Below are 13,305 nucleotides of genomic sequence, written 5' to 3'. Positions count from 1 at the left end.
TTCACCGATAAACACACCGCAATCTTGACCCTATTGTGAAAAAGGTGAATTCGCGGTTAATGCAATCTTAATTTCCGTCACGGTTAGTAGCGTTTCCGTGAACCATGCGTTTTTAGTGCCACAGGGAGGTTATCTTGCGTTCGTTTCAGGCTGGCAGATCGCCACGCATTTTCCTCGATGAAACCTCCGTTTTCGATATCGGCGCCTGCGTCGTCGATGGCATTGACATCGCGCCCGGCCGCGCCATTCCCGATGATGGCGATGCGCGTATCGACCATTCGCTGGAAGGCTTTCTGTTCACCTGCGGTCCCGACCATATCCGCCATCCCGAACCGATCGACGGCGACGGTGAGGGGCGTCGATATCCGCTGCACGGCTCCTTCTCCTCGCATCCCGCGACGATCATCGCGTTCGATGTTCACGAGTCCAATGCGCTGGCGCGTGTCGAGGTTCCCGTGAAGCTTGCCGATGGCGGCACAGCGCTGCTGGAACGGACATGGAGCATCGATGGCGAAAGCGGCGAAGTCAGCCTTGATGACAGGATCGTCAATACGTCCGAGCGGCCGATCCCGGTGTTCCTGATGTATCACATGAATGTCGGCGCCCGCCTGTTTGACGATGCCGTGCGGCTGGAAGGCGCGATGCTGGAGGGCGGCGGCCATGGCTGGCGTTTTGGCGAGGAGCCGGGCAATGTTTTCTGTGTCTCTGCTGGAAAAGATGAATGGGCGGAATTGAAGCTTGGCCCGATTGCGGCCATCAGCGGGAAGACGCTGACCGCGCGTTTTCGCACGGAGACGCTGCCCTATCTGCAGATGTGGCGCAACCAGCAGGAGCCCGCCAATGTGCTCGGCATCGAGCCGGTTTCGCATCGCTGGGTAGGGCGTAGCCAGCTTGAGGCGGCGGGCGAGTTCAATATTCTTCAGCCGGACGAAAGCCGTTCCTTTGGCCTGCGCTTTTCCATCCTCTGAGCCGTACCGAATGAAGGCCACGCATCATTGACGCATGGGGTTTGACCGCTTACATCGGATGCGGATTTAAGGATGACAGCCAGCGGCGCGGACGCCGGTTTCAGCGGAGGTATGACATGGATATCAGGCGCATAGACGACGAATATTCGGTAACGGGACAGATCAGCGTTGCTGATCTGGACGAGATCAAGGCGCTCGGCTTCAAGTCGATCGTCTGCCACCGCCCTGACGGCGAAGAAGACGGCCAGCCGCTTTTTGCCGATATTGCCGAGCGTGCCGAGCAGCTTGGCCTCACCATCATGCATGTGCCTGTTGGCCGTTACGGCGTCGACGCCGATGCCGTTACGGGCATGGTGGATGCGCTGGACGAATTGCAGCGCCCGATGCTTGGTTATTGCCGCTCCGGCGCGCGCTCGACGGCGATCTACGAAAAGACCCATCACCTGCGCGGCTGATTTTCCGCGCATCCCGATTTTTAATGCCAATCAACAGGAGTTTTCCATGACCATCAAGCGTATCGAGCCGGGCAAGCGCATGAGCGGCGCCGTCGTTCACGGCAACACCGTTTACCTGGCTGGCCAGGTTGGCGAAGGCACTGGTGTGACCGAGCAGAGCAAGTCGGCTCTCGCTGAAGTCGATCGCCTGCTGGCCGCTGCCGGTTCCGACAAGTCGAAGATCCTGCAGACCATCATCTACCTCTCCGACATGTCCACCTTCGGCGAAATGAACGCCGTCTGGGAAGGCTGGATCGACCCGGCAAACCCGCCGGCCCGCGCCACCAGCGAAGCAGCGCTTGCGACGCCGGACTACAAGGTTGAATTCATCGTGACCGCTGCTCTCTGAGCAACGGTTTGATTTCTGAGAAAAGGCCGGGTTGCGGATTGCAGCCCGGCCTTTTTTGATGGGATGGGGTCAAAAAACTCTCCCCGTCATGCCGGGCTTGACCCGGCATCCAGCCACGCCGCGCCTGCGCCGTAAAAAGAGTCTTTTGCGATCAAAGACTTGATCGCGCTGGACCCGGATCCAGTCCGGGGCGACGGGGCGACATGGCCACAAAATGCCAAGTAGAAGCAATTTCATGGTTTTTGAATCGCTTGCGCCTGTCACCTCACCGGCTAAGCAAGCGCCTTCTCAAACTGCCTCAACGTCGTCACCCGCTCAGCAAACCACAGCCGCGCCAGATCGCTGGCCGAGGCGAGATCGATGCCATCCGGGTCGATGGAGGTGATCGTCCAGCGGCCTGATTTTGCGCCGGCCAGAACGGCAAGCCGGGCCGCTTCGCCCCTGATGGCGTTGAGGCGGATCGCTTCGCTCTCCGCCGCAGCCATCAACTCTTCCGCGCCTGATAGATCGGTGCGCAGATCGGCCGGGGTGATGTTGCTGGCATTGCGGGCCGGGCCGCCATTGATCTGCACGCCCTCTGTCCGCAGCCGGTAAAGCCGCGTATCGGGCAGGGAGAGATAGAGCTTGGCCTTGGGATAACGGGCAATGTAGCGCGCGATGGCGAGTGGAACTTCATCCGGGCCGATTTGTTCCGCCTTGCCCACCAGTGTCAGCCTTGGCAGCGTCAACGCATCGCCCTTGCCAAACGGCGCGAGTGTCAGCGAGATGCGCGGGTCGGCCTCCATGTTGCGGGCGTGCAGCGTCAGCCCGGCCGCGAAGAAGAACGGCGTGCCATCCGGCTCGATGCCGATATTGGTTGCGGTCGTATAGGGATAACCGCTGACGGGATCGAGAGTGGCGAGCGCTGCCGTGCGGGATGTGTGCAGCACGTCGCGGGCTACGCGCACCGCCTCGAAAGGCGCGCCGGCCGAGGGTTCGATCTTCGCGCCGCGTGGAGTGATGACGGGAGGGGCTGCGTCCGGCATGTCGTATCCTAAGCTGTGAGTCTCAGTCAGGATTTACACCATGCCGGAGCCGTGTCTATCACCAATATCGGAGGGCAATGTCAGGTTCGGGTCCTGATCTGCGTCAGGGTACGTGTCGGCGTAATCGCTTCCGCATCCAGCTTTATTTCGATGATGGCCGGCTTGCCGCTTGCACGGGCCCGTTCGAAGGCGGCGGCGAAGTCTTCGGTCTTTTCCACCGTTTCGCCGTGGCCGCCATAGGCCTTGGCAAAGGCGTTGAAATCCGGATTGACGAGATCGGTGCTGCTGACACGGCCGGGATATTCCCGCTCCTGATGCATGCGGATGGTGCCATAGGTGCCGTTATTGACCAGCACGGTGATGATCGGCAGCCCGTAACGCACGGCGGTGATGAATTCCTGTCCGTGCATCATGAAACAGCCGTCACCTGCAAAGCAGATCACCTCACGCTCCGGGAAAAGGTGCTTCGCGGCAACCGCCGCCGGCAGGCCGTAACCCATCGAGCCTGATGTTGGCGCCGATTGCGTGTTGTAGCGACGGAAACGATGGAAGCGATGCACCCAGGTCGCATAGTTGCCCGCGCCATTGGTGAAGATCGCATCCTCGGGCACATTGGCCTCGATCCAGTCCATGATCGGACCCATCTGCACCGCGCCGGGGCCGGTCTGCGGTGGCGTGGACCAATTCAGATAGGCCGCATGCATGGCGGCGGTGCGGTCCGCCCATGCGGCATTTGCAGAAAGCGTGAGTGAGGAGAGGGCGCTAACGAAATCATCCGGCGCGGCGCAGATTGCCAGATCCGGTCGATAGACGCGGCCAAGTTCTTCCGCTTCCGGATAGATATGGACGAGTTTCTGCGACGGGTAGGGGATGTCGAGCAGCGTATAGCCGGAAGACGGCATTTCGGAGAGGCGGCCGCCGAGCAGAACCACGAGGTCGGATTCCTTGATCTCCTTGGCCAGCGCCGGGTTGATGCCGATGCCGACATCGCCCGCATAGGAGGGGCTCAGATGATCGAACAGCATCTGGCGGCGGAAGGAACAGCCGACGGGAAGTTTGTGCTTTTCCGCAAAAGCCTTGAAGCCTGCGACGCTTTCCTCGGACCAGCGCGTACCGCCGATGATGAAGACCGGGCGCTTTGCCTCATCAAGCATTTTTGCGAAGGCGGCCATCTGCGACGGGCCAGGATGTGCCTCGACGGGTGTGTAGGGCTTCGCCTCAGGCGCTTCGACCTCTTCCACCAGCATGTCTTCGGGCAGCGTCAGCACCACCGGGCCGGGACGGCCGGAGGTTGCTACGGCAAAGGCGCGGGTGACGAATTCGGGAATGCGGCGGGCGTCGTCGATCTCGCCCACCCATTTGGCGAATTCGGTGAAGGCGCGGCGATATTCCACTTCCTGAAAGGCCTCGCGCTCACGCGCTTCGCGCTGCACCTGGCCGATGAAGAGGATCATCGGAATGGAATCCTGCCTTGCGATATGCAGGCCGGCCGAGGCGTTGGTTGCGCCCGGACCACGGGTCACCATGCAGATGCCTGGTTCGCCGGTCAGCCGGCCCCAGGTGTCGGCCATCATGGCGGCACCGCCTTCCTGGCGGCAGACCACGGTTTCGATGCCGCTTTCATAAAGCGCATCCAGCACGGCGAGATAGCTTTCCCCCGGAACGCAGGAAACGCGGGAGACGCCATTGGCCTTCAGCGCTTCGACGATCAATTGCCCGCCTGTTCTTTTCATTCCGGCTGCAGTCATGGCGTCGTGGTCCTTTCGATGTTTTCCAGTTCGGCCAGCACCTGCGCCTGATGTTCGCCGAGCTTCGGGCTCGGGCGTTCATAGCGCAGCGGCGTTTGCGACATGATAATCGGTGTGCGGACACCGGGGATGACGGTGCCGTCTTCGGCCTCCAGATCGATGCGAAGGCCACGTGCCTGAACCTGTGGATCGGCGAACATTTCCTCGATGGAGTTGATCGGCCCGGCCGGGACGGCGTTCTTTTCGCAGGCGGTCAGAAGATCGCGCTTCTGCCATTTCAAGGTTTCCGTGGACACGATCTGCCGCACCTCGACCTTATGGGCCACGCGGGCCTTGTTCGTCGCGTAACGCTCGTCATCGGCAATCGCACCGATGCCGAGAATATTGCAGAGGCGGCGGAACTGGCCGTCATTGCCGACCGCAAGGATGAGGAAGCCATCGGCCGTCGGCACCACCTCATAGGGGGAAATATTCGGGTGGGCGTTGCCGAGTCGGACGGGAGGCTTGCCGGAAATCAGGTAATTCATGTTCTGGTTGGCGAGCACGGCCGATTGCACATCGAGAAGCGCCATGTCGATATGCTGGCCTTCGCCTGATCGAATGGCGTGGATCAGGGCTGCCTGAATGGCTGACACGGAATAGATGCCGGTAAAGATATCGGCAACCGCAACACCCGCCTTCATCGGCTGTCCGTCGGCTTCGCCCGTGATCGACATGAAGCCGGACATGCCCTGCACGATATAGTCGTATCCGGCGAGATCGGCATAAGGCCCGGTCTGGCCGAAGCCGGTGATGGAGCAATAGATCAGCTTCGGATTGAGCGCCCGCAGGCTCTCGTAATCGAGGCCATATTTGGCAAGCCCGCCGCGCTTGAAATTCTCGATGACGACATCGGCGGTGCGCACCAGCCGGCGCACCAGCTCGCAACCCTCGGGCGTCTTCAGATCGGCAACGATGGAGCGTTTGCCGCGATTGGTGGCGTGATAGTAGGCGGCGGAGAGGTTTTCTCCATCGGCATCTTCGACGAAGGGCGGTCCCCATGCGCGGGTATCGTCGCCGCCCTCGGGGTTTTCCACCTTGATGACGTCGGCGCCCATATCGGCCAGCATCTGCCCCGCCCAGGGACCGGCCAGAACACGCGCCAGCTCGATGACGCGAATGCCTGATAGCGGCGGTTTCCTGTTCGGCATGTCGGTCATCTGTCCCCCGGTATTTGTGTCTGCCGGTTTATAGACCGCTGCTTGCCGCGTCGCATGTGATTTTATCTCATGGACTTATTCCGTTTCGGCAAAGGCCGCCTCAATCGCCGACGACGCGCCCGCACCAGGCGGCGAAATCCGCCGCCACGGCCTGCCAGCCGATCTCGTTCAAGGTCTCGTGCCGCATGCCCTTGTAGATCGTGTGCTCGACATGGCTGAAACCGGCCTCCCGGAAACGCTCCGCCAGCCAGACGATCTCTTGGCCGTCATTGGTGGCGGCGTCCCGATCGCCGCTGACAAGCAGAAGCGGCAAGGCTTTTGGCAGGCGCTCGATGAGTTTCGGTGCGCGATAGGACATTTGGAAAACATCCTGCCACAGGGAAACACTGGCCTCGAACTGGCAGAGCGGGTCTTCCACATAGGCGTCCACCGCCGCCCTGTCGTGGCTCAGCCAGTCGGCATGGGTGCGCCTTTCCGGCATTCGGGCATTCCATGCGCGGAAGGTTGCCTTCGGCAGAATGGCGCTCGGCACATCAGAGCCTTTCAGCATTTTTTCCAGCCGCAGCAGAACCTGTGCGACACGGCCCATGAGGCCGGGATTGAGATTGGAATTCCAGATCGACAGGCCGTCGAAGGCATCCGGATGGCTGACGGCGGTGTTAAGCGCCACGAGGCCACCCATGGAATGGCCGAACAGGATCACCGGCAGGCCGGGGTGCCTTTCGCCAACCATCCGGCGCATCGCCATGACATCGGCAACGACCTTTTCCGCGCCGTCCTTCCAGCCAAAACGGCCGAGAGGCGCATCTGCCGCTCTCGTGCGGCCATGGCCGCGATGGTCGTGGGCATAGACTTCGAAACCCTGCTTCGACATCACATCCGCGAACCGGCGATAGCGGCCTGCATGGTCAACCAGCCCGTGGCAGATCATCAGCACGCCGCGCGCCGGGGAAAGGGCGGAAGGCTGGTGGCGAAAGGCGATGGATGCGCCGGAGGGGGCTTCCAGTCTCTCAATACGGCTGAAGGCCAAGTCGTCGGTCGTTTCATTCATGATCGCGCCTGTCCTGCCATAACATCCCTTGTCATAATCATGGGGTCATAATCGTGCCAGAGGTTGCCCCAAGGTCCTAATTACCCTACATAGCGGCAAATTTCCCGATACGTACTCTTAAAAATCCGATGTGGAGCATTCGCTACAATGGCACGTCAATTCATCTATCACATGGCCGGGCTGAACAAGGCCTATGGCGCGAAGAAGGTTCTGGAGAACGTTCATCTCTCCTTCTACCCCGACGCCAAGATCGGTATCCTCGGCCCGAACGGCGCCGGTAAGTCGACTGTTTTGAAGATCATGGCCGGTCTCGACAAGGAATATACCGGCGAGGCATGGCTGGCCGAAGGCGCGACGCTTGGTTATCTCGAGCAGGAGCCGAAGCTCGACGAAAACAAGACCGTGATGGAAAACGTCATGGAAGGCGTGGCGAGCAAGACGGCAATCGTCGACCGCTACAACGAATTGATGATGAACTATTCCGACGAAACGGCGGATGAGGGCGCGAAGCTCCAGGACATCATCGACAGCCAGAACCTGTGGGACCTCGAAAACCAGGTCGAAATGGCGATGGACGCCCTGCGTTGCCCGCCCGGTGACTCAGCCGTAACAGGCCTTTCCGGTGGTGAACGCCGCCGCGTGGCGCTGTGCCGCCTGCTGCTGTCGCAGCCGGACCTGCTGCTGCTCGACGAACCGACCAACCACCTTGATGCGGAAACCATTGCGTGGCTTGAAAAGCACCTGCGCGACTATCCCGGCGCCGTGATGATGATCACCCACGACCGCTACTTCCTCGACAACGTCACGGGCTGGATTCTCGAGCTCGACCGTGGCCGCGGCATTCCCTATGAAGGCAACTACTCCGCTTACCTGCAGGCGAAAGCCAAGCGCATGCAGCAGGAAGCCCGCGAAGATGCATCGCGCCAGAAGGCCATCAGCCGCGAAAGCGAGTGGATCGCCTCCAGCCCCAAGGCACGCCAGACGAAATCCAAGGCCCGTATCAAGGCCTATGACGAACTGGTGGAAGCAGCTGAAAACCGCCGTCCCGGCGACGCGCAGATCGTTATTCCGGTTGCCGAGCGTCTTGGCCGCGTTGTCATCGAGGCCGAGAACCTCACCAAGTCCTATGGCGACCGCGTGCTGATCGAAAACCTTTCCTTCAAGCTGCCGCCCGGCGGCATCGTCGGCGTCATCGGTCCGAACGGTGCGGGTAAGTCCACGCTGTTCAAGATGATCACCGGTCAGGAACAGCCGGATAGCGGTTCGGTAACTGTCGGCGAGACGGTTCAGCTCGGTTATGTCGACCAGAGCCGCGATACGCTGGCGGGTGACAAGACCGTCTGGGAGGAAATCTCCGGCGGCAACGACATCATCAAGCTCGGCAAGTTCGAAGTGAACTCGCGCGCCTATTGCGGCGCCTTCAACTTCAAGGGCGGCGATCAGCAGCAGAAGGTCGGCAACCTCTCGGGTGGTCAGCGTAACCGCGTGCACCTCGCCAAGATGCTGAAGGCCGGCGGCAACGTGCTGCTGCTCGACGAACCGACCAACGACCTTGATACGGAAACGCTGGCAGCGCTTGAAGAAGCGCTGGAAGCCTTCGCCGGCTGCGCCGTTATCATCAGCCACGACCGCATGTTCCTCGACCGCCTGGCCACCCACATCCTCGCTTTCGAGGGTGACAGCCATGTGGAATGGTTCGAAGGCAACTTCGAAGACTACGAAAAGGACAAGGTCCGCCGCCTCGGCCCGGAAAGCATCAAGCCCGGCCGCGTGAGCTACAAGCGCCTGACACGCTGATCCTTTCATCATCTCTTCAAGAAAGGCCCGCCGTAAAGCGGGCCTTTTTCCGTGTAATAAGTGGACATGATCGTCTCGCACGACACTTTACGCTTGCATCGAACGCCACATCGACATAAAGATATCTTTATATCTTGATTAGCTTGCGAGGCACGGCAGAGTGACGTTCGGTCTGGACAAATTGGTGGATTTGTTGAAAGCGGCGGGTGAGACGACACGCTTTCGCTTGCTTGCGCTTCTGGCGGCAGGCGATCTGACGGTTACCGATCTTACCGAAATCCTCGGCCAGTCGCAGCCGCGTATCTCCCGTCACCTCAAGCTTTTGACGGAAGAGGGGCTTATCGAGCGTTATCAGGAAGGCGCATGGGCCTATTTCCGTTTGCGGCAGGATGGCGAACCTGCGGGTGTCGTTCGGCAGCTGCTTGGCGCCGCGTCGCCGTCGGATGCCGTTCTCCAGCGTGACAGTGAACGGCTTGCCACTGTCAAGCGGGTGCGGGCGGAGCGGGCGCAGGATTATTTCAGCCGCAATGCTTCCGCCTGGGACGAACTGCGTCGCCTGCATGTCAGTGACGAGGCCGTGGAAGGCGCGCTCCTGAAGCTGGTGGGCACCACGCCTGTCGATTCGCTTCTCGATCTGGGCACCGGTACCGGCCGTATCCTGCAGCTTCTGAGCGGCATCTATCGCCGCGCGATCGGCGTCGATGCCAGCCGTGACATGCTGTCGGTGGCGCGTGCCAATCTCGACAAGGCGGGCGTGGTCAATGCCTCGGTCCGTCATGGCGATATTCTCAATCTGCCGCTGGAAGGACAGGATTTCGATCTGATTGTTATCCATCAGGTCCTGCATTTCCTCGACCAGCCGGAAATCGCGCTTTCGGAAGCCGCGCGCATGCTGCGTCCCGGTGGGCGGCTGATCGTCATCGACCTTGCGCCGCATTCCTTCGAATATCTGCGCGATGAACATGCGCATGTGCGGCTCGGTTTCTCGCATCCGCTGATGGAAGAATGGCTGAAAAAGGCCGGACTTGCTCCGGACCGCGCCGTCGATCTTCATTCTGAAAAAGCGTCTGACGAAGCTCTGGACGTGACGATCTGGGTTGCCCGAGACCAGCGGCTGCTGATGGCAGACGATGTGGTGCAAGAGGCCGTTTTACTTGCTGCCGGGAGGGCATGATATGTTGAGGTCGGAAACCGCACGCCGTGATGGCGATATCCGGTTGTCTTTCGAATTTTTCCCGCCCAAGAATGCCGAGATGGAAACCCAGCTCTGGGAAACGGTTGCCGAGCTGAAGAAGTGGGATCCGGATTTCGTGTCCGTCACCTATGGCGCCGGTGGATCCACAAAAGCGCCGACACTGGATGCGGTGCGCCGCATGATCGGTGACAGCCATCTGTCGACCGCAGCACATCTGACCTGCGTGGATGCCAGCCGTGAGGACGTGCATCAGGTCATAGAAGAGTTCCGTAACGCCGGCGTTCGCCATTTCGTGGCGCTGCGTGGCGATCCCTCCACCGGCATCGGCACGGCTTACCAGCCGCATCCGGAAGGTTACGAGAACGCGGCGGCTCTGGTGAAGGGACTGCGCGAGATCGGCGATTTCGAGATTTCCGTTTCGGCCTATCCGGAAAAACATCCCGAGAGCGCGAGCGATGCCGTTGATATCGATATGCTGAAGCGCAAGGCGGATAATGGCGCGACGCGTGCGCTGACGCAGTTCTTCTTCGATAACGACGTGTTCGAGCGCTATATGGAGCGGGTGACGGCGGCGGGGATCACCATACCGGTGGTTCCGGGCATCATGCCGATCCAGAACCTCACCCAGCTCAAGCGTTTCGCCGGCCGTTGCGGCACCAGCGTTCCCGGTTTCCTGGATGAGCGTTTTGAAGGCTATGACGACGATCTGGAGGGTCGTGCCCGCGTGGCTGCGGAGGTTGCCGCCGAACAGATCGCCGATCTTCAGCGTCGCGGTGTCAATGAGTTCCACCTCTACACCATGAACCGCGCGCCGCTGGTCGACGCTGTGCTTGAAAATCTTGGGCTGGAGCGTCTGCGCCGCAGCGCCGCCTGACTTAAAGCAGCAGAGTACCGACATGAAAAAAGCGCAGGTCCCTCGGGGCCTGCGCTTTTTAAACTCGTGTCATCTACGGTTCTTATCTGCGTTTGGTCTTCACGTCGCGTCAGATGAAAAGCATCATCGCTACGAACAAAAACGCCAAACCGACTGCCAAGGCATTGAGAGATTTTGTAAGTCCCATGGGTGCCTCCTCTTGTTGACAGGTTCGATAATATGACCGTTTTGTGGCGGTTGAAAAGCGGTTTTTGTGATGCAGTGCAGCACGTCGCCAGGCGATATAAAAAAGGATTTTCTGTAATTAATTGAAAATAAAAGATTATTTTCTTATCACGCAGTGCTTCATATGTTTAAAAAAAGTAAATGACCGGGGTGTTATCCCCAGTCATCAGGTCGAGATTAACACTTTATGCCTTGATTCCGGCCGATAGATTAAAGGCCGGAAGGCGCCGTTAAGATTGCTTAAAGCGCCTGCAGAAGTGCGGTAGACGGCCAGCCATCGGCGGGCAGTCCGAGACGCTGCTGCTCCTTCTGGATGGCGACGCGGGTGCCGGAACCGAGAATGCCATCCACCTTGCCGACATTGTGTCCGCGCGCTTCGAGCTTGGTCTGAAGCTCCTTCATCGTCGCGTCATCGAAACCGGGCTCCGGATTGCCCTTGTTGTAAACGGGGGAGCCCATCAGGCGGGTGGCGAAATACGCGGCCGAGGTCGTGTAGATGAACGACTGGTTCCATTCCAGATAGATGTTGAAGTTCGGATAGGTGATGAAGGTCGGTCCCTTGCGCCCCTGCGGCATGATGAGGGCCGCGGGCAGGGTGGCGAAGTTCTTGTTGCCGTCGCGCGGGGTTACGCCCAGCGCGAACCAGTCACCGGCGGTCAGCGGGCCGCCAAGGCCGGACTTTTCCCAGGGCAGGTTTTCCGGCAGCGACACTTCCTGGATCCAGGGTTCGCCCTTCTTGAAACCGAGATGCTGGATGAATTTCGCAGCCGTCAGGATCGCATCCGGGGCGCTGCTCTTGACGTTGATGTGACCGTCGCCATCACCATCGACGCCGAAGGCGATGATGTCCTTGGGCAGCATCTGCACCTGGCCGATTTCACCGGCCCACGCACCGGTGTTGGCAGCGGGATCGAGATCGCCATGCTGGACCATTTCGATCAATGCCAGTAGCTGCGGGCGGAAGAGTTCCGGGCGGCGGCAATCATGCGAAAGGGTCACCAGCGCGTTACGGGTGTTGAAATCGCCCTGCACGGCGCCAAAATCCGTCTCCATGGCCCAGAAGGCGGCGATGACGCCGGCCGGTACACCATATTCACCTTCGGCGCGGGCGAAGGTGGAGGAGAGTTCCTGCAGCTTCTTGCGGCCGATATCCAGACGGGCCTGGCTGACGGTGCGCTGGGAGAATTCCAGGAAGGTCTGGCGGAAGACGCCCTGGGCGCGGTCACGCGAGAGCACTTTCGGATCGATCTGCGCGCCCGCAAGCGCCTTCTGAATAGCATCGGCCGGAATGCCCTTGGCGAGCGCATCGGCTTTCACGCCTTCAAGGAATGCGCCGAGATCGCCGCCGCAGGCAACCTGCTTGGGATCCTCAGGCGAGGCAACGGGCGGGGTGGCAAAGGCGGAGGCGGTGGAAAGAAGCGACAAAGCGGCGGCAAAAACGATGCTGCGCGACCGGAACGTGGGCATGGGAATTTCCTCGATAGGTTGTTAGCCCGCTTTACCCATATGTTTGCGACAAAAAAACGGACCGTGCGATCTGACGTTGCAGAACAACGCCGATTTTTCGAAAGTGTTGCTTCTTGGCCGTCTTATTTGGCCGAAGCAATCCATTTCCGCCAGTTTTTCTCCGTGCCGGCAAAGACATTGATGTCGGTTGGACCGTTTACGCCGGGCACGACGCCGGTTGCCGTATATTGCCAGAAGGCCCATTTGCGATCTTCGTAGATCTTGGCCGGATGGGCGGCAACGGAACGCACCCAGAAATGGTAATCCTTGAACTGACCGACGAGGTTGTCGCGGTGGAAATCAACAGAGGTATAGATGATCGGGCGCTTGCCATAATGGGCCTCGATACGATCAAGGAAACGCTGCATCTCGGTGCGAACGACGCCCGGCGCCGGGCGCGTCTTGCAGGTGGGCGAGGAGGGGTTCCACTCCACGTCGAGAACCGGCGGCAGGGTGACGGCATCCTTTGGCACGTTGCGAATGAACCAGTCCGCCTGGGCATCCGCTGTCGAGCAGAAATAATAGAAATGATAGGGCGCGTGCAGAATATCCGCGGCTGCCGCGCTACGCCAATGGTCGCCGAACTTCGGATCGATGCGGTCCGATCCCTCTGTCGCCTTGATGAAGACGAAGGAAACACCTGACTTGCGGACGGTCTGCCAGTCGACATCACCATTCCATTTGGACACGTCGATGCCGTGCACCTCATGACGGTGCGGGTTGTTCATGCCGAAATCCTGCGGATCGGTATCGGAAAATTTCGGTTTGGAAACGGATGCGGTTTCCAGCAGGTCATAGCTGGTGGAGGTGCAGCCGCCGATCAACAGCAAAGCCGACAATAGTGCCGATAAACGCAGCCGCATTGGAATCCTGA

12 protein-coding genes are annotated in these 13,305 nt (G+C 60.0%); 6 read left to right on the top strand and 6 right to left on the bottom strand.

Annotation, left to right across the window (positions count from 1 at the left end):
* Positions 1 to 134: 134 nt before the first annotated feature.
* The 3 genes from V6S97_RS05930 to V6S97_RS05920 all read left to right on the top strand — a co-directional run bounded on the left by V6S97_RS05930 (position 135) and on the right by V6S97_RS05920 (position 1,811).
* Complete coding sequence (locus V6S97_RS05930) at positions 135 to 968, top strand: aldose 1-epimerase family protein (RefSeq protein ID WP_099086047.1); 834 nt, start codon at positions 135 to 137, stop codon at positions 966 to 968.
* Between the two features lie 116 nt (positions 969 to 1,084).
* Positions 1,085 to 1,423 carry a TIGR01244 family sulfur transferase gene (locus V6S97_RS05925; protein ID WP_003494827.1) on the top strand — a complete coding sequence of 113 codons (339 nt, stop codon included), beginning with the start codon at positions 1,085 to 1,087 and terminating at the stop codon, positions 1,421 to 1,423.
* A 46-nt stretch (positions 1,424 to 1,469) separates the two neighbouring features.
* The gene (locus V6S97_RS05920; protein ID WP_006310481.1) at positions 1,470 to 1,811 is read left to right on the top strand and encodes a RidA family protein; all 342 of its coding nucleotides are present in this window, start codon (positions 1,470 to 1,472) and stop codon (positions 1,809 to 1,811) included.
* A gap of 272 nt (positions 1,812 to 2,083) precedes the next feature.
* Here the strand turns inward: V6S97_RS05920 and V6S97_RS05915 are convergent, their stop codons facing one another.
* The 4 genes from V6S97_RS05915 to V6S97_RS05900 all read right to left on the bottom strand — a co-directional run bounded on the left by V6S97_RS05915 (position 2,084) and on the right by V6S97_RS05900 (position 6,834).
* The gene (locus tag V6S97_RS05915; protein WP_112293511.1) at positions 2,084 to 2,836 is read right to left on the bottom strand and encodes a HugZ family pyridoxamine 5'-phosphate oxidase; all 753 of its coding nucleotides are present in this window, start codon (positions 2,834 to 2,836) and stop codon (positions 2,084 to 2,086) included.
* Positions 2,837 to 2,916: 80 nt separating this feature from the next.
* A complete protein-coding gene (locus tag V6S97_RS05910) occupies positions 2,917 to 4,584 on the bottom strand; it encodes a thiamine pyrophosphate-binding protein (RefSeq protein WP_265613811.1) in 1,668 nt (555 codons plus the stop codon).
* A complete protein-coding gene (locus V6S97_RS05905) occupies positions 4,581 to 5,783 on the bottom strand; it encodes a CaiB/BaiF CoA transferase family protein (protein ID WP_004430689.1) in 1,203 nt (400 codons plus the stop codon). Before V6S97_RS05905 ends, V6S97_RS05910 begins: the two co-directional genes overlap by 4 nt.
* A 100-nt stretch (positions 5,784 to 5,883) precedes the next feature.
* Positions 5,884 to 6,834: an alpha/beta fold hydrolase gene (locus V6S97_RS05900; RefSeq protein WP_004430691.1), complete on the bottom strand. Its 951-nt coding sequence runs from the start codon at positions 6,832 to 6,834 to the stop codon at positions 5,884 to 5,886.
* Between the two features lie 147 nt (positions 6,835 to 6,981).
* Between V6S97_RS05900 and ettA the strand changes: the two genes are divergently transcribed.
* From ettA to metF, 3 genes are all read left to right on the top strand, one after another.
* The gene (gene ettA, locus V6S97_RS05895) at positions 6,982 to 8,631 is read left to right on the top strand and encodes an energy-dependent translational throttle protein EttA (protein WP_004430692.1); all 1,650 of its coding nucleotides are present in this window, start codon (positions 6,982 to 6,984) and stop codon (positions 8,629 to 8,631) included.
* 160 nt (positions 8,632 to 8,791) lie between these two features.
* A complete protein-coding gene (locus tag V6S97_RS05890) occupies positions 8,792 to 9,805 on the top strand; it encodes an ArsR/SmtB family transcription factor (protein WP_004430694.1) in 1,014 nt (337 codons plus the stop codon).
* Position 9,806: 1 nt separating this feature from the next.
* Positions 9,807 to 10,700, top strand: coding sequence for a methylenetetrahydrofolate reductase [NAD(P)H] (metF, locus tag V6S97_RS05885; RefSeq protein WP_004430696.1), 894 nt, complete (start codon positions 9,807 to 9,809; stop codon positions 10,698 to 10,700).
* Between the two features lie 465 nt (positions 10,701 to 11,165).
* Here the strand turns inward: metF and V6S97_RS05880 are convergent, their stop codons facing one another.
* Positions 11,166 to 12,392 (bottom strand): lytic murein transglycosylase, encoded by a 1,227-nt coding sequence (locus tag V6S97_RS05880; protein ID WP_004430698.1) that lies wholly within the window; start codon positions 12,390 to 12,392, stop codon positions 11,166 to 11,168.
* 122 nt (positions 12,393 to 12,514) lie between these two features.
* Complete coding sequence (locus V6S97_RS05875; protein ID WP_060725255.1) at positions 12,515 to 13,294, bottom strand: glycoside hydrolase family 25 protein; 780 nt, start codon at positions 13,292 to 13,294, stop codon at positions 12,515 to 12,517.
* Positions 13,295 to 13,305: the final 11 nt, after the last annotated feature.

The sequence above is a fragment of the Agrobacterium sp. CCNWLW155 genome (assembly GCF_036888815.1).
GTDB classification, from domain to species: Bacteria; Pseudomonadota; Alphaproteobacteria; order Rhizobiales; family Rhizobiaceae; genus Agrobacterium; species Agrobacterium radiobacter.
Note: the sequence above shows the minus strand (reverse complement) of the source record. Positions and strands in the feature narration are given on the sequence as shown.

What these genes read in the sequence shown, in the direction of transcription:
- V6S97_RS05915 (WP_112293511.1), bottom strand. Translation starts at nt 2,836, where the DNA reads ATGCCGGACGCAGCCCCTCCCGTCATCACTCCACGCGGCGCGAAGATC.
- V6S97_RS05920 (WP_006310481.1), top strand. Translation starts at nt 1,470, where the DNA reads ATGACCATCAAGCGTATCGAGCCGGGCAAGCGCATGAGCGGCGCCGTC.
- metF (WP_004430696.1), top strand. Translation starts at nt 9,807, where the DNA reads ATGTTGAGGTCGGAAACCGCACGCCGTGATGGCGATATCCGGTTGTCT.
- V6S97_RS05910 (WP_265613811.1), bottom strand. Translation starts at nt 4,584, where the DNA reads ATGACTGCAGCCGGAATGAAAAGAACAGGCGGGCAATTGATCGTCGAA.
- V6S97_RS05900 (WP_004430691.1), bottom strand. Translation starts at nt 6,834, where the DNA reads ATGAATGAAACGACCGACGACTTGGCCTTCAGCCGTATTGAGAGACTG.
- V6S97_RS05905 (WP_004430689.1), bottom strand. Translation starts at nt 5,783, where the DNA reads ATGACCGACATGCCGAACAGGAAACCGCCGCTATCAGGCATTCGCGTC.
- V6S97_RS05925 (WP_003494827.1), top strand. Translation starts at nt 1,085, where the DNA reads ATGGATATCAGGCGCATAGACGACGAATATTCGGTAACGGGACAGATC.
- V6S97_RS05880 (WP_004430698.1), bottom strand. Translation starts at nt 12,392, where the DNA reads ATGCCCACGTTCCGGTCGCGCAGCATCGTTTTTGCCGCCGCTTTGTCG.
- ettA (WP_004430692.1), top strand. Translation starts at nt 6,982, where the DNA reads ATGGCACGTCAATTCATCTATCACATGGCCGGGCTGAACAAGGCCTAT.
- V6S97_RS05875 (WP_060725255.1), bottom strand. Translation starts at nt 13,294, where the DNA reads ATGCGGCTGCGTTTATCGGCACTATTGTCGGCTTTGCTGTTGATCGGC.